This window comes from Sphingobium sp. CR2-8, assembly GCF_035818615.1.
Classification (GTDB): domain Bacteria; phylum Pseudomonadota; class Alphaproteobacteria; order Sphingomonadales; family Sphingomonadaceae; genus Sphingobium.
Map to the genome: position 1 here is coordinate 102,501 of NZ_JAYKZY010000001.1, position 15,080 is coordinate 117,580.

A 15,080-nucleotide genomic window follows, 5' to 3' on the forward strand; every position below is an offset into this window, starting at 1 on the left:
TTCCAAAACAACCAGGAGGTTGGCTTAGAAGCAGCCATCCTTTAAAGAAAGCGTAACAGCTCACTGGTCTAAATAAGAGATCCTGCGGCGAAGATGTAACGGGGCTAAAGTGATGCACCGAAGCTTAGGGTTCAGTCTTTGACTGAGCGGTAGCGGAGCGTTCCGTAGGCCGTTGAAGCGGGAGGGTAACCGACCGTGGAGGTATCGGAAGTGCGAATGCAGACATGAGTAGCGATTAACAGTGTGAGATGCACTGTCGCCGAAATTCCAAGGGTTCCTGCTTAAAGCTAATCTGAGCAGGGTAAGCCGGCCCCTAAGACGAGCCCGAAGGGGGTAGTCGATGGGAACCACGTTAATATTCGTGGGCCTGGAGGTGTGTGACGGATGGCGTAAATGGTCTGGGCTTATTGGATTGCTCCAGGCTGTGAAGTTGTCCCAGGAAATAGCCCCTCCGTATAGACCGTACCCTAAACCGACACAGGTGGAATGGTAGAGTATACCAAGGCGTTTGAGAGAAGTATCCTGAAGGAACTCGGCAAATTGCCTCCGTACCTTCGGAAGAAGGAGGCCCCATATATGCGCAAGCACTTATGGGGGGCACAGGCCAGGGGGTAGCGACTGTTTAGCAAAAACACAGGGCTCTGCTAAGTCGGCTTCAAGACGACGTATAGGGCCTGACGCCTGCCCGGTGCCTGAAGGTTAAGAGGAGGAGTGCAAGCTCTGAATTGAAGCCCAGGTAAACGGCGGCCGTAACTATAACGGTCCTAAGGTAGCGAAATTCCTTGTCGGGTAAGTTCCGACCTGCACGAATGGCGTAACGACTTCCCCACTGTCTCCAGGATATGCTCAGCGAAATTGAATTCTCCGTGAAGATGCGGAGTACCCGCGGTTAGACGGAAAGACCCCGTGCACCTTTACTGCAACTTCAGAGTGGCATTAGGAAAGAGCTGTGTAGCATAGGTGGGAGGCTTTGAAGCATCGACGCCAGTTGATGTGGAGCCATAGGTGAAATACCACCCTGCTGTTTTCTGATGTCTAACCTCGCACCGTTATCCGGTGCAGGGACCCTCTGTGGTGGGTAGTTTGACTGGGGCGGTCGCCTCCTAAAGAGTAACGGAGGCGCGCGATGGTGGGCTCAGGACGGTTGGAAACCGTCTGTTAGAGTGCAATGGCATAAGCCCGCCTGACTGCGAGACTGACAAGTCGAGCAGAGACGAAAGTCGGTCATAGTGATCCGGTGGTCCCTCGTGGAAGGGCCATCGCTCAACGGATAAAAGGTACGCCGGGGATAACAGGCTGATGATTCCCAAGAGCTCATATCGACGGAATCGTTTGGCACCTCGATGTCGGCTCATCACATCCTGGGGCTGGAGCAGGTCCCAAGGGTTTGGCTGTTCGCCAATTAAAGTGGTACGTGAGCTGGGTTCAGAACGTCGCGAGACAGTTTGGTCCCTATCTGCCGTGGGCGTCGAAATTTGAGAGGAGTTGACCCTAGTACGAGAGGACCGGGTTGAACATACCTCTGGTGTACCTGTCGTCACGCCAGTGGCGCAGCAGGGTAGCTATGTATGGACGGGATAACCGCTGAAAGCATCTAAGCGGGAAGCCTCCCTCAAGATAAGATTTCACAGGACCGTGGAAGACCACCACGTTGATAGATCGGATGTGGAAGTGCGGTAACGCATGAAGCTAACCGATACTAATTGTCCTATTCGCGCTTAAGAGTCCCACCATCAACGACAGCACTGGTCTCCAGCGCATGTCAGCGACAGGTCGGTTGTTAAGCCAGCCCAGATATACGCTTACAAACACACACAAAACGTGCACGGTATCGATTATAACCCCCTTATATGCGCCCGCTTCATTGCTTGGTGACCATAGCGTCTGTGACCCACCCGATCCCATCCCGAACTCGGCCGTGAAACCAGTCTGCGCCGATGGTACTATTGCTCAAGCACTGGAAGAGTAGGGCGTCGCCAGGCATTGCAGCGCGCGCATATATCGGAAAACATAAAACCCATTCACAGTCAAAAAAAGGGCGACCCAAAAGGTCGCCCTTTTACCGTTGGTGACGCGGGATGGAGCAGCCCGGTAGCTCGTCAGGCTCATAACCTGAAGGTCGTAGGTTCAAATCCTACTCCCGCAACCAACTGAAACTACATTTTTCGGCAATCGCCTGGTCCAACGCCGACCCTCGTTCCGACAGATGCGCAATTGCTTCGTTTACGGCGTATGCATTCGGTGAAGGCCGCGGATCAGGCGGCTTCGCGTTTATCTTCGGCGGCGCGCCAATTCCATGGCAGCAGTTCGTGGAGACGGTTCTGGGGGATGTCGGCGATGCGCGCGAGGACGTCGGCGAGCCAAGCCTGCGGATCGATGTCGCTGAGCTTTGCCGTGCCGATAAGGCTCAGCATGAAGGCAGTGCGCTGGCCTCCGCGGTCTGAACCGGCGAATAGCCATGATTTTCTGCCCAGGGCTATACCTCTGAGCGCCCGTTCCGCCGCGTTGTTCGTCAGGCAGATGCGGCCGTCACCGAGGAAGGCGGTAAATGCAGGCCATGCCTTGAGCATGTAATCCATGGCCTCGGCCACATCGCTGTTCTTCGATAGCTTTGACCGGTTCTCGCGCATCCATTCTTCCAGATTGGCAACCAGCGGCGCGCTGAGTTCCTGCCGAAGGGCGAGACGCTCCTGAGCCGATCTGCCGTTGATGGCGCGCTCGATGTCGAAGATCGCGTCGATACGGCGGACCGCCTCCACCGCCAGCGGCGAGATGACGGGTGCTTTCTTGCGGCGCTTCTTGAGCTGGGTGGCGATATCGGCCAGCTCGAAGAAATAGCGGCGCGCGTGGCTCCAGCAAAGGGCGCGGGTCAGCGGCGACGGCAGGCGGTCGCCATGGAACAGGGCATTATATCCGGCATAGGCATCGGCCTGGAGAATGCCTCTCCAACTACGCAGATGGCTCACAGGATGCTCGCCTCGCCGGTCGCGGGAATAATGGAAGATCGCTGCGGGCGGTGCCGGTCCGCCAAAAGGTCGATCATCCCGAACATAGGTCCAGATCCGGCCTGTATCGGTCTTGGTCTTGGCCAGCACTGGCACCGTCGTATCATCGCCATGCAGCCGCTCTGCGGCCAGGACATGCGCCTCGATCAACAGATAGAGCGGCATCAGCGCGGCGGCGCAGGTGCCGACCTGATCGGCCAGGGTCGAAAGGCTCAGCTCCACGCCCTCGCGGGCGTAGCGGTCACGCTGGCGGTTGAGCGGCTGATGCGCGCCGAACTTCTCGAACAGCAGCATCGCCAGGAAGCTGGGGCCAAAGAGCCCGCGGGGCGTGACGTGGAAAGGCGCCGGCGGTTGGGTGATCTTCTCACAATCCCGGCAGGAGAATTTCTCCCGCACGGTCTGAACCACCTTCCACTGTCGCGGCACAACCTCGAGCGTCTCGGTGATATCCTCACCCAGCTTGCACAGCCGATCCGAGCCGCAGCAGGGGCAGGCATCGGGCGCGGCGATGACGACGCGTTCGCGTGGCAGATGTTCGGGCAAGGGCTTGCGGGCGGGCCGCTTGCGTTCAAACGGTGCGACGTTGGTCTTCGCCGCTGCTAGGGCAGCCAGAAGCTCATCTTCGCTGGCAGCGGTCTCGTACTCCTCGAAGGTCAGTTCCATCTGGTCGAGCAGATGCCGCGTGCGCTCGGAGCGCTGGCCAAAAAGGGTGCGGCGCATCTTCTCGTTCTGCAGTTCGAGAAGGGCGTTACGGGCTTCCAGGTCGGCGTTGATGGCCTTGATGCGGGCGACTTCAGCGGCGACAGCCTCGGCGGCGGCAAGCCGCTCGCGAAGGCTGTCGATCTCTGCTTGTGCCTCGTTCCCCATGGCCAATAGCCTAGCCAAAAAGCACCGGAATCTCTAGCTTTTTAGGTCATGCCGGGAATTTTATCCGGCCAATGTCGGGCGCCATGTGGCCTGCGGATTACGCCAGTCGATCGCCTCTAGCATGCAAGCCATCTGCGAGGGGGAGATGGCAATCACGCCGTCCACGGCCGAAGGCCAGATATACTTCCCGCGCTCAAGACGCTTCGAATAAAGCGACATGCCGACGCCATCATGCCAAATGATTGCGTGTTTCGGAAAATCCCGGACAGTTATTTCACTAAATCGCGGACAGGCATTTCGGTAAATACGGGACAGTGATTCCGCTAAATCCCGGACAGGGTTTGGGACAGGATCAAGGTTAGGTTTTGTGATGCGCCGCTCTGGCATTGTTGCTCCTCATCGTTGCGATGGGAGGGGTGATGCCAAGGCGGAAGCAGACGAGACGAACCGACGTGAAGGACATGCGATCGATCCTCCGGCTGACCTACGATCAGGGTTTGTCGGTACGGGCCGTGTCAGAGCGGCTGAAGCTTAGCAAGACGACGGTGTCGACCTATTTACTGCGGGCGCGCGAGGCTGGGCTGACAGGCTGGCCGTTGCCGGCCGGCTACGACGATGACACAGCGATCGAACGGTTGGTGTTCCGCCGTGTCGGCCGCCCTCCTCAGGATCTGGGCGAGCCGGACTGGCCAGTGGTTGCGCGGGAGATCAAGCGCAAGGGCGTGACGCTGGTTTTGCTGTGGCAGGAATATCGGGCTGCCCATCCCAACGGCTATGGCTATACTTGGTTTTGCGATCGGTTCCTGTCCTTCCAGCGGCGGACCCATGTCAGCTTTCGCAATCGGCATGAGGCTGGAGCTGTCCTGCAAACCGATTATGCTGGGCAGACTGTGCCGCTGATCGATCCTGTGACCGGCGTCATCACCCAGGCACAGATCTTCGTAGCGGTGCTGGGTGCTTCATCCTTCACCTTCGCAATGGCTAGCTTGAGCCAGCAGTTGCCGGACTGGATCGACGCGCAGTGCCGGGCATTGGCCTTTGTTGGCGGCGTTCCGCGCGCGATCGTGTGCGACAATCTGAAAGCGGGCGTTGCCAAAGCGCTATGGTTCGAGCCCACGCTCAGCGCGACCTTTGCGGCGATGGCCGAGCATTACGATACGACGATCCTGCCTACCCGGAGCCGGCGGCCGCGCGACAAAGGAAAGGTCGAGGGCGCAGTGTTGATCGTGGAGCGCTGGATCCTGGCGCGGCTGCGCAATCGGCGCTTCTTCAGTCTGGCGGATCTCAATGCCGCGATCGCAGACTTGCTGGTTGATCTCAATGATCGGCCCATGCGCCATGTCGGCAAATCCCGTCGCGCAATCTTTGACGAGATCGAACGGACGGCATTGGCAGCGTTACCTACGTCGGTGTTCGAATATGCCGAGTGGAAACGCGCCAAGGTCCATCCTGATTATCATGTCGAGGTCGACAAGACCTTTTACTCCGTGCCGCACGGACTGATCGGTCGGCAGGTCGATATCCGCCTGACGCATCGAGTAGTCGAGATCTTCTACGATCATGCGCGGGTCGCCAGCCATATGCGGACATCGCAGCGCCGTGGGCACGTTACCGTGAATGAGCACATGCCCAAAGCGCATCAGCGCTACGCGAATATATCGCCAGCGAGCCTGATCGAGCGCGCCAGGAAAACGGGTCCTAACACAGCGACGTTCGTGGAAAGGCTGATGGTCGACAAGCCGCATCCCGAGCAGGGCTATCGCTCCGCCATGGGCATCCTCTCGTTGGCCCGGCGCTACGAACGCAATCGGCTTGAAGCCGCCTGCGATCGGGCGCTGGTGATCGGCGCTGTCACCTACTCATCCGTCAACGCCATCCTCAAGGCCGGGCTCGACAAGATCCAGCCGGCAACGGGGCCACTCAAACCGACACCGGCGCACGGCAACATCCGTGGTGGGTCCTATTATCAATGAAGAAAGGACGATCTTGTGCTGACGCATCCTACCCTTGATCAAATGCATAGCCTGGGGCTAGCAGGCATGGCGGCCGCATGGCGCGACATTGCCGAGCAGGACACCGCTGGCGATCTGACCCGAGACGAATGGCTCGGGCTCATGCTTGACCGCGAGATCGCCACTCGCGCCGATCGACGGCTGACCAATCGTCTTGCCAGCGCGAAACTGCGCTTTGTCGACGCCTGTGTCGAAAATATCGACTTCGGGGCGCACCGCGGACTGGATCGCCGCAATATCCTCTCTCTCGCACAGGGCGCCTGGCTCAAGGCAAATGAGAATCTCATTATCACCGGCCAAACCGGCACGGGAAAAACGTGGCTGGGATGTGCGGTCGGGCGACAGGCAGCGCGCCAGGATCACTCCGTCTTATATCTGCGCATGCCGCGACTCTTCGAGGATCTTGCTCTTGCGCGCCTCGACGGTCGCTTCCCACGCGTCGTTGACAAGCTTGCCCGCGTTCAGCTGCTCATTCTGGACGACTGGGGTACCCATAGCCTCAACGATCAGCAACGCCTTGATCTACTCGAAATCTTCGAGGAACGGTATCGCCGTAGATCCACACTCATCACCGCCCAGCTCCCGGTGGCGGCCTGGCACGAAATGATCGGCGAGCCCACGATCGCCGATGCTATCCTCGACCGCATCGTCCACAATGCCCATCGCATCACGCTAAAAGGTGACAGCATGCGGCGACAAAAAGCTCCGCATGGCTTGACCCAGGACGCAAATATCGAAATCACTCAACCATGACAGCAACCAGGCATCCACTGCCTACACCAGCTGTCCCGGATTTACTGAAGCGCTTGTCCGGGATTTAACGAAGCAGCTGTCCGGCTTTTGCGAAATACGCACCAAATGATCTTGCAAAGGTCGCCACGCCGGCCCCTGAAAATGTACAGATCGCCAGCGAAGGGATCACATCCGAAACTCTGCTGCACCTGCAAGGCCAGGCTGCGCATGCCGCGCCGCATGTCCGTCTGCCCCGTTGCAATCCATATCCGAACGCCGGACGGAACAGGGATCACGGCTTGACCGACCGCAGCACTGCCGACACCAGTCCGGGCGAAGCACCAGCGGGGATACGCACGACCGCCCGTTCGAACTCCACGATGATCGCCGATCCGCTCACTGGCATCGGATCGGGCTGCACCTGCACTTCTGCAAAGCCTTGGGCTGCCTGCCCCATCTGCCGCCGCCATCTGTAGATCTGGTTCGGCCGCAGATCGGCACGGCGGGCAATCTCCGCCACGTTCGCACCGGGCGCCGAAACCGCCGCGACCAGTTCGCGCTTCTGCTGGTCGGTCCATACCCGCCGCCGCTCCGGCCCCGAAATTACCGTGATCTGACTCATCGCACCGTCCTTAGTATCGGTGCAAACACTGGCGCTTGCACCGGTGCCATGTCAAAATATCAGCCGATCACCGCAAGGCGGCTCTCACCGGAGCGATACGGAAGTGCTCGCGCTTGGAAACGACTATCGCGTGGAGACACATGGGGCAGATCCCGGCGTCAACGTCGTCATTAACGGAAAGCGGCGCCACTATAATGTGTTCATCGATGCGACGGGCCGACGCCCGCTCGAAGCCGACGATTTCCCATTCCCGGCGCTTGTCGAACAAGGCATCGTTCTCGACGCGCAAGATGCAGACGCGGGTGCCACCAAAGGAATCTCGGTGGATGAGACATTCCACCCGGCATCTCCCGACCCGCGCGCACAACGGCTATTCTGTCTCAGCCTTCCTTTCATTCTCGGACGTCATCCCTTTGTACAGGGAATCACCAGTTCGCATGAGATGGGCGGTATCGTGGGCGAGGCACTCGCTCGCATGATCGCTGCGCCTGTTCGGGCTGACGCGGCATGAAGCTGTTCGCAATTTACATTGGCGGCGAACATCCTGCCGCTCACATAGAAATTCATGATGTTCGGTTCATAGTGGCACCATCTTTGAAAGCGACGCATGATGCGCTTCGTCGCCAGTGGTGGGGCACGCCTGGCACGCTCCATATCGACTGCTGGGCCGAGATCGACCATGCGGACGGTTATGACGTCCAGCTGAAGCCGGAGCCATATAAGGGGCGTGAACGACTCTTTTCGTGAATCTGGGTGGTTACGATCCGGCTGACTTCGCCGAACAGCATCGCAATATGTTCGTTGTTGCCGAGAATGTGACGCAAGCCAAGGCTCGCGCGATGGCAACGATACCTGAATGGAAGGAAGGCCATCGCGACGATCTCTACGAGGCTGAGAAAGCATTCGCTCTCAATGAGGTCATTGGCGAAAAGCTTCACATACACCTGGTCGCCGCCGAAACGGCGCGACCACCGAAGTTTGCCTGCCGTTACACCCCGCTAAAGTAAGAGGATACGAAAACGCCGCCCTTTTAAGGAGCGGCGTATCGTTCGGCAGAAATCAAAAATTACTTGGACCCTGTGCCTGGCTCAGAAGTCTTTGGCGCCTTGCCATCTTCTACGCGTCCTTCATTGCGCAGATCGCGCCCTTCCTGTGCCTTCTTCTGGCTTTCGGCGGACTTGCCGTGCTCGAACGCCTCTTCCTTGACGTAGCCGGCCGCTTCTTTCGCTTTTCCTTCGATGCTCATCAGGCTCTCCTATTTGACACTGCTTTGATAACGAGCCGAGTTGGTCAGTGTTCCCTCTATTGCTTGGAACCTCCCGCGCTTGAAGTTTCAGATTTAATTTTCGTACACGATCTGGAGAAAGATCGCCGCGTTGGGCAAGCCCGCCCTTACCGCCCTCTATTACAGCGCTACTGCCGTAGGGAACTGAGGGCGATTATAATCATTACGGCTTCAAATGTCACAAACGACTTGGCTGACGTTTTCCCTGGCGATTCCAAAATGAGCGCCATCATGCGAGCCCATGATTGGAACGTATCGAACTTAGGTCCCCCTGATCGATGGCCCGAGGAGCTCAAAGCGTCGCTACGGCTCATGCTCCTGTCTCGGTTTGAGATGTGGCTTGGCTGGGGAGATGATCTGACCTTCTTCTACAATGACGCCTATATTCCCACCCTAGGGTCCAAGCATCCAACAGCGCTGGGTCGGCCCATGTCACAGGTATGGAAGGAAGTCTTTGAGGACGTCCGGGATCGCATCGTCTCAGTCATGCAAGATGGGGTTGCGACCTGGGACGAACAGTTGCTTCTCCTCCTTGAGCGCAACGGCTATCCTGAAGAGACGTATCACACATTTTCATACCGTCCGCTGATTGGTAGTGGCGGCGCTGTCGAAGGCCTGATGTGCGTCGTTCGCGAGGAGACCGACAGGGTCATTAGCGAACGGCGCATCAAGCAATTGAATGATCTGGCCGCCGCGTTGCTCCGATCGCAAAGTCGATCGGATGTTATCGACTCCGTTCGCGCCGAGTTTGGTAAGGAAAGCCGAGACTTTCCGTTCGCCAACCTCCAATTGTTCGATTTACCAGACAGCCCCTATCCCGCCATGGGAAAAGCGACGCCTTGGCCAGTAACGGCCATTCAACCAGGCGAAAAGCAGGCTGTGGTCGCACTGGAACATGCCTCGCAGGATTTCCCGACCGGACCGTGGGAGATACCGCCACGTGATGCGTTGATGGTCGCGGTGGAACAGACTGGCGAAGCCCAAGCCATCGGCGCTCTCGTCCTGGGCTTAAACCCGTACCGCTTGCTCGATGCAGCAACCCGCGATTTCGCCAACCTGATCGCCGCGCAGATCGCAGGTGCGCTGGCCACCATTGATGCCATTTCGGCCCAACGACGCGACCGCGATCGACTGTGGTCGCTTAGTCAGGACCTGATGCTGGTTTGCAACTTTGATGGCGTCATTCGCTCGGTAAACCCGTCAGCGACCCGGCTCCTGGGGTGGCAAGAGGATGAGATGGTTGGACAGGTCCTTGCCGATTTCGTCCATCCCGACGATTTATCTGCCACCATCAGAGAAGTCGAAAAGCTGGCGCAGGGCGTGACGACCCTTTTGTTTGAGAACCGCTATCGCTGCCGGGACGGTAGCTATCGATTGCTCGACTGGAACGCGGTGCCGGACGCGGGCCGTATTCACGCTATGGCACGCGATATAACTCAGGAGCGCCAACTCGCCCGTGATCGCGAGCGGATTTGGGCGCTCTCTCCGATCGTCAAGGTGGTGGCGACGACCCAGGGCATTATCAAGGCCGTCAATCCATCCTGGACGAAGACGCTGGGGTGGGGTGAAGCTGATGCGGTCGGCCGCAACATTCTGGAGTTTGTAGCGCAGGAGCAAGGCGCCGCGCAGCAGCGGTTAGCGAAACTGTCTGAACCCAACGCTGCTGTAGTCGAGTCACAAAGCGTTTTTCGCGCAAAGGATGGCAGCCATCGTCGCTTCGCCTGGACCACCGTTCCAGAAGCCGGCATGGTCTATCTATTCGGCCGCGATATCACCGTAGAGACTGAAGCGGCCGAAGCCCTTATCGCGACAGAAGAAGCTTTGCGCCAAAGCCAGAAGATGGAGGCGGTAGGGCAGTTGACCGGTGGCATTGCCCATGATTTCAACAATCTTCTGGCAGGGGTTCTCGGCAATCTGGAATTGCTGGAACTGCGTATTTCCTAGGGTCGCCTGGAGGCGATCGGTCGCCATCTCGAAACCGCACAGGGCGCTGCAAAGCGGGCCGCCGCGTTAACGCAGCGACTGCTTGCCTTTTCGCGCCGACAGACGCTGGATCCAACAGCCGTCAATGCAAACCGTCTAATTTCTGGCCTGGAAGACCTCATACGCCGCACCGTAGGGTCTTCCATAGAGATTGAAGTGGTTGGATCGGGCGGATTGTGGATGACGTTGGTCGATCGCTACCAGCTTGAAAATGCCCTTTTGAACCTATGCATCAATGCGCGAGATGCGATGCCGGATGGCGGACGCCTGACGATTGAAACAGCCAATAAGTGGCTGGACGACCGTATGGCCCGCGAACGCGAGCTACCCCCTGGCTAATATGTGTCGCTATGCGTGAGTGACACTGGGACAGGTATGACGCCCGACGTGATCGCCCGCGCTTTTGATCCGTTCTTCACGACCAAGCCGCTCGGCGAAGGCACAGGCCTTGGTCTTTCGATGATCTATGGCTTCGTGCGACAGTCGGGCGGGCAGGTAAGGATTTATTCGGAGGTCGGCGAAGGAACGACCATGTGCCTCTACCTTCCAAGGCATCTGGGCCCGGCAACCGAGATCGAACAGGAGTTGCGGCCGACGCAGCTTGACGCTGGGGGGCATGGCGAAACCGTGCTGGTCATCGATGACGAGGCCTCCGTTCGCTCGCTCATCGTCGATGTTCTTACGGACGGTGGATATCACGTCATTGAAGCTGCAGATGGTCCCAGCGGTCTAAAGGTGCTTCAGTCTGATCTACGCATAGACCTTCTCATCACGGATGTGGGTTTGCCTGGGGGAATGAATGGCCGTCAGGTTGCAGATGCCGGCCGGGTGGGCCGTCCCAAGCTCAAGATCTTGTTCATCACCGGCTATGCGGAAAATGCCGTCATCGGCAATGGATTGCTGGAGCATGATATGCACGTGATCACAAAGCCCTTCGGTATCGAAGCCATCGCCAACAAGGTTCGTGGGATGATAGACGAAGGTGACAGATTAAGTCGAAAGAATGGCAGCTGATCAGCCGTCGGCCAATCTGGCCCTTGAAGCGACCGCCTGGCGCGTGCCTTCCGGCCTTTGATTTTGCCGCTGGCGGAACCGGCAACATCGTCGCGCAGTTAGCAGCCCACCTGTAGGAGAGGTGTGCTAGGATGGAAGAGAAAAGAAAAGGTCAGAATCCGGAGGTAGAGCAGCGCGCAGCCGCGAAGGGCGGGCTCTATGAGCAAGCTGCGCCAAAATCCGACGCTCCATTATCTGATAAGGAACGGGCCATGATCGAGGCTGCGCGTGAGCGCGCAGATCGCGATCGAGCCGCGTTGCGGGCGGCCGGGCATGGCGATCATCAGGGCGAAGAAGGATTTTGAGCCGGCTTGCTGTCGGGCCTGCTCCGGTCTATTTTCGCGCGGCGGTGGGGCAATGAGCGTGTCTCGGGGAATTGGCGAGACCGCACTCATGCTGCTTGATGCGCTGCGGGAAGGCGATTTGCTTTATCTGGCCGATGACGAGCAGGACGCCGAATTGGTGGCATGTGCTCTTATGTCCTTTGCACCTGATAATCATGTCGTCTTCTTGCCATTGAGCGACACCTTGCCGGGCGACAGCGCGCGTGCGTCCCCTTCCAACATCGGGAAACGTGTTGCTGCCTTGCGGCATCTGCGGCGGCTTGCAGAGGACCCCAAGCGCCGTCCTCTTGCAACCATCATAAGCGGCGAAGGGGCCGCGCGGCTTTATGCGGACCCTGCTGCCTTCGACGCCGCGCCCCCCAGCCTGCGGGTTGGCGAACCGATCGATCCGACCAACTTCGCCGCTGAAATGGAAAGGCTGGGTTATATCGCCGACGATCGCGTAGATGAACCCGGCGAAGTGGCGGTGCGCGGCGAGGTCATCGATATCTTTCCGGCCGATGCCGGGCTGCCGGCGCGGATCGATATCGCCGATGGGCGCGTCGTCGGTATCCGCCGCTATGATCCAATCACGCAGCGTACGCAGGAGCCGTGCGAGATGCTGGAGATTGGTCGCGCGGCCGAACCAGAGTCGGAGCGGAAAGTCACCATATTAGCCCACCTGCGGCCAGGGCGACTTTACGTCTCGGCAAAGGCCGAGCAGCGTCGCGCACGCTTCATTCGCCTGGCCACCGACGCCACCAGCAAAGCCGGTTCAGCGATTGATGCCGCATCCCAGTCACTATGGGCAAAGGATCTTGCAGCCTGGCGTTCAGGTGATCCGGCAGATTTCGCGGTATCGCCGATTCTACGCTTTGCGGAGCAGCGCTCACCCCTATCAGCACTGAAGCGCTTTGCGGCACCGCATTTACAGCAGGGTAAACGCCTGCTGCTTGTTGGCAGCGAGCGGGACGTCCGTTTTCTCCGGCCCAAGATCGCCAAGACATTCAAAGCCGCGCTCGAGGCCGTCGATTCGGTCGCGGCTGTCGATACGCTTGCGCCGGGCGCGATAGCTGCGCTGGTTGCGCCGATCGACCGGGGCGCTGTTGGCAGTGAGCTGATGATGATTGCTGCCGCCGATCTGCTGGGTAGCCGGGCGATCATAGGCTCAGCGCAAAACAGCGTGGCCGCCGGGCTTGCCCAGGCGGGCGGCGACATTCGTGCAGGCGATCTGATCGTGCATGAGGATCATGGGGTCGCGCGCGTGCTGGGCCTCGAGCCGGTTGCCGGTAATACCGACGCGGAACTGATCGCGCTTGAATATGCCAATGGTGCCCGGCGGCTCGTTCCGTGCCAGGAGGCGGGCCTTTTATGGCGTTATGGCGCTGATGGCGATGCGGTGCGGCTCGACAAGCTGGATGGATCGACCTGGGAAAAGCGGCGCGGGGCGATTGACGAGGCGGTGGCCCAAAGCGCGCGCGATCTTCTTCGATTGGCGCGGGAGAGGGCCGATGTCAAAGCCGCCGTCATAGAACCTGACAGCGCTGCTTATGAACGATTCGTGGCCAGCTTCCCTTTCAACGAAACGGCGGATCAGGCGCGGGCGATCCAGGCGGTAAGGGACGACCTGGCCAGCGGACGGCCGATGGATCGCCTGGTGATCGGCGATGTCGGCTATGGCAAGACGGAGGTCGCCCTGCGTGCCGCCGCGCTTGCCGCCCTTGCAGGCTATCAAGTCATTTTGGCCGCGCCCACGACGGTTCTCGTTCGGCAACATATCGAAACGTTCCAGCGACGCTTTGCCGATACGGGCGTGGTCGTCGCTGGCCTGTCGCGCCTGTCGAGTGCGGCGGAGAAGAAGGCGGCGAAGGCCGGGCTGGCGGACGGGTCCATCGGTATCTTCATCGGCACGGCTGCGGTGATGGCGAAGGATATACGCTATGCCCGATTGGGGCTTGTCATCATCGACGAAGAACAGCGCTTCGGCGCGGCCGATAAGGCACGGCTGCGGGGATGCGCCGACCTTCATCTGCTGGCGATGAGCGCGACGCCCATCCCCCGGACGTTGCACCGTGCGATGATCGGCCTGCAACAGATGTCGGTGATCGCGACGCCGCCCGCCCGTCGCCAGCCGATCCGGACGAGCCTTGCCAGCCCCGACGATATGATGATCAGGACGGCGCTTCTGCGTGAACGGTCGCGTGGGGGACAGAGCTTTGTCGTCGTGCCCCGTATCGAAGATCTCGCGCCCCTGGCCGAACGGCTGGCGCGGATCGTGCCGGACCTCGCGCTGATTGAAGCGCATGGCAAGATGCCGGTGGCCGCCATCGACGACGCCATGGTCCGCTTTGGCGGTGGCGAAGGCGATGTCCTGCTCGCGACCAACATCATCGAGGCGGGGTTGGACGTGCCGCGCGCCAACACGATGATTGTCTGGCGCGCCGACCGCTTCGGCCTTGCCCAGCTTCATCAGTTGCGCGGGCGGGTGGGCCGCGGCAATCGCCGGGGTCAGGTCATTTTGCTGACCGAAGCGGGAGAGATTGCCGAACGTACGATGAAGCGGCTGCGCACGCTGGCGACCTATGACCGGCTGGGTGCGGGCTTTGCAATCAGCGCAGCCGATCTCGATCAACGGGGCGCTGGCGATCCGCTGGCCGACACGCAGGCGGGGCATATGAAGCTGATCGGGGTCGACCTCTATCAGCATCTGTTCGAAGCAGCGTTGAAAGAGGCGCGGGGCGAAGATGCTGGACTGTGGACACCCGAACTCAACCTGGGCATCGCGGGCGGCTTGCCATCGGACTGGATTCCCGATCCCGACGTCCGCCTGGGTCTCTATGTCAGGCTTTCGCGGCTTGTCGATGAAGCTGCCCTCAGCGCTTTGGAGGAGGAAATGGCGGATAGATTTGGTCCGCTGCCCTCCGCTGCCGAACGTCTGATCGATGCCAACAGAATTGCTATTCTCGCGCGGGTGGCCGGAATTGCACGCGTCGATGCAGGCCCGGCCGCGATAGCGCTGACGCCGCGTAGAGCCGCGCGAGATATTGGCAAATGTGCTGAGCTTTCCAAAAAAGACGGCCGCTGGCTTTTGAAGGAGCAGACCGACGACACTGATCGGCTTGCAAGAGTGACCAGCCTGCTCGAAAGCATAGGCGCTTAGCGGAACTTATGTCCGGTGATTGCGTCGATCGGCATGAA

At 59.4% G+C, this 15,080-nt stretch carries 12 protein-coding genes, 1 tRNA gene, 2 rRNA genes and 1 pseudogene (1 of these 16 only partly in view); 11 read left to right on the forward strand and 5 right to left on the reverse strand.

What is annotated here, in order from left to right:
* From U5A82_RS00480 to U5A82_RS00490, 3 genes are all read left to right on the forward strand, one after another.
* Nucleotides 1–1,722: ribosomal RNA gene (locus tag U5A82_RS00480) — 23S ribosomal RNA — on the forward strand; it begins 1,073 nt to the left of the window's first position.
* Nucleotides 1,723–1,867: 145 nt separating this feature from the next.
* Nucleotides 1,868–1,982: ribosomal RNA gene (rrf, locus tag U5A82_RS00485) — 5S ribosomal RNA — on the forward strand.
* Between the two features lie 90 nt (nt 1,983–2,072).
* Nucleotides 2,073–2,149, forward strand: a tRNA-Met gene (locus tag U5A82_RS00490).
* A gap of 106 nt (nt 2,150–2,255) precedes the next feature.
* On the opposite strand, the gene tnpC is transcribed toward U5A82_RS00490, so the two are convergent.
* Together tnpC and tnpB (U5A82_RS00500) are read right to left on the reverse strand one after the other, a co-directional pair.
* Nucleotides 2,256–3,872, reverse strand: a complete 1,617-nt coding sequence (gene tnpC, locus U5A82_RS00495) for an IS66 family transposase (protein WP_326287822.1) — start codon at nt 3,870–3,872, stop codon at nt 2,256–2,258.
* Nucleotides 3,873–3,932: 60 nt separating this feature from the next.
* Nucleotides 3,933–4,259 carry an IS66 family insertion sequence element accessory protein TnpB gene (tnpB, locus tag U5A82_RS00500; protein ID WP_326287823.1) on the reverse strand — a complete coding sequence of 109 codons (327 nt, stop codon included), beginning with the start codon at nt 4,257–4,259 and terminating at the stop codon, nt 3,933–3,935.
* A 32-nt stretch (nt 4,260–4,291) separates the two neighbouring features.
* Here tnpB (U5A82_RS00500) and istA point away from each other — a divergent pair, with 32 nt between their 5' ends.
* Nucleotides 4,292–5,845, forward strand: coding sequence for an IS21 family transposase (gene istA / locus U5A82_RS00505; RefSeq protein ID WP_326287824.1), 1,554 nt, complete (start codon nt 4,292–4,294; stop codon nt 5,843–5,845).
* Nucleotides 5,846–5,887: 42 nt separating this feature from the next.
* Entirely contained in the window at nt 5,888–6,637 is a 750-nt protein-coding gene (istB, locus tag U5A82_RS00510; RefSeq protein WP_442802142.1) for an IS21-like element helper ATPase IstB, read from the forward strand.
* Between the two features lie 41 nt (nt 6,638–6,678).
* Here istB and tnpB (U5A82_RS21630) read toward each other — a convergent pair whose 3' ends face one another.
* On the reverse strand, nt 6,679–6,912 hold the full coding sequence (tnpB, locus tag U5A82_RS21630; protein ID WP_442802123.1) for an IS66 family insertion sequence element accessory protein TnpB: 234 nt from the start codon (nt 6,910–6,912) through the stop codon (nt 6,679–6,681).
* Nucleotides 6,909–7,238, reverse strand: coding sequence for an IS66-like element accessory protein TnpA (gene tnpA / locus U5A82_RS00515; protein WP_066563377.1), 330 nt, complete (start codon nt 7,236–7,238; stop codon nt 6,909–6,911). Before tnpA ends, tnpB (U5A82_RS21630) begins: the two co-directional genes overlap by 4 nt.
* 103 nt (nt 7,239–7,341) lie before the next feature.
* Between tnpA and U5A82_RS00520 the strand changes: the two genes are divergently transcribed.
* From U5A82_RS00520 to U5A82_RS00530, 3 genes are read left to right on the forward strand one after another with little or no spacing between them, the layout of a single operon-like run.
* Nucleotides 7,342–7,749: a Rossmann-fold NAD(P)-binding domain-containing protein gene (locus tag U5A82_RS00520; protein WP_326287827.1), complete on the forward strand. Its 408-nt coding sequence runs from the start codon at nt 7,342–7,344 to the stop codon at nt 7,747–7,749.
* Complete coding sequence (locus U5A82_RS00525; protein ID WP_326287828.1) at nt 7,746–7,985, forward strand: DUF1543 domain-containing protein; 240 nt, start codon at nt 7,746–7,748, stop codon at nt 7,983–7,985. Before U5A82_RS00520 ends, U5A82_RS00525 begins: the two co-directional genes overlap by 4 nt.
* Complete coding sequence (locus U5A82_RS00530; protein WP_326287829.1) at nt 7,982–8,245, forward strand: hypothetical protein; 264 nt, start codon at nt 7,982–7,984, stop codon at nt 8,243–8,245. Before U5A82_RS00525 ends, U5A82_RS00530 begins: the two co-directional genes overlap by 4 nt.
* A gap of 59 nt (nt 8,246–8,304) precedes the next feature.
* On the opposite strand, the gene U5A82_RS00535 is transcribed toward U5A82_RS00530, so the two are convergent.
* The gene (locus tag U5A82_RS00535) at nt 8,305–8,484 is read right to left on the reverse strand and encodes a hypothetical protein (protein ID WP_326287830.1); all 180 of its coding nucleotides are present in this window, start codon (nt 8,482–8,484) and stop codon (nt 8,305–8,307) included.
* A 351-nt stretch (nt 8,485–8,835) separates the two neighbouring features.
* Here U5A82_RS00535 and U5A82_RS00540 point away from each other — a divergent pair.
* From U5A82_RS00540 to U5A82_RS00550, 3 genes and pseudogenes are all read left to right on the forward strand, one after another.
* Nucleotides 8,836–11,520 (forward strand): annotated as a pseudogene (locus U5A82_RS00540) (PAS domain S-box protein).
* A gap of 131 nt (nt 11,521–11,651) precedes the next feature.
* The gene (locus tag U5A82_RS00545; RefSeq protein ID WP_326287831.1) at nt 11,652–11,864 is read left to right on the forward strand and encodes a hypothetical protein; all 213 of its coding nucleotides are present in this window, start codon (nt 11,652–11,654) and stop codon (nt 11,862–11,864) included.
* Nucleotides 11,865–11,916: 52 nt separating this feature from the next.
* The gene (locus tag U5A82_RS00550; protein WP_326287833.1) at nt 11,917–15,042 is read left to right on the forward strand and encodes a DEAD/DEAH box helicase; all 3,126 of its coding nucleotides are present in this window, start codon (nt 11,917–11,919) and stop codon (nt 15,040–15,042) included.
* Nucleotides 15,043–15,080 lie beyond the last annotated feature (38 nt).

Excerpts from the sequence above, each read along its gene's own strand:
- tnpC (WP_326287822.1), bottom strand. The coding sequence starts at position 3,872 with ATGGGGAACGAGGCACAAGCAGAGATCGACAGCCTTCGCGAGCGGCTT.
- tnpB (WP_326287823.1), bottom strand. The coding sequence starts at position 4,259 with ATGCCAGAGCGGCGCATCACAAAACCTAACCTTGATCCTGTCCCAAAC.
- istA (WP_326287824.1), top strand. The coding sequence starts at position 4,292 with ATGCCAAGGCGGAAGCAGACGAGACGAACCGACGTGAAGGACATGCGA.
- istB (WP_442802142.1), top strand. The coding sequence starts at position 5,888 with ATGCATAGCCTGGGGCTAGCAGGCATGGCGGCCGCATGGCGCGACATT.
- tnpA (WP_066563377.1), bottom strand. The coding sequence starts at position 7,238 with ATGAGTCAGATCACGGTAATTTCGGGGCCGGAGCGGCGGCGGGTATGG.
- U5A82_RS00525 (WP_326287828.1), top strand. The coding sequence starts at position 7,746 with ATGAAGCTGTTCGCAATTTACATTGGCGGCGAACATCCTGCCGCTCAC.
- U5A82_RS00535 (WP_326287830.1), bottom strand. The coding sequence starts at position 8,484 with ATGAGCATCGAAGGAAAAGCGAAAGAAGCGGCCGGCTACGTCAAGGAA.
- U5A82_RS00545 (WP_326287831.1), top strand. The coding sequence starts at position 11,652 with ATGGAAGAGAAAAGAAAAGGTCAGAATCCGGAGGTAGAGCAGCGCGCA.
- U5A82_RS00550 (WP_326287833.1), top strand. The coding sequence starts at position 11,917 with ATGAGCGTGTCTCGGGGAATTGGCGAGACCGCACTCATGCTGCTTGAT.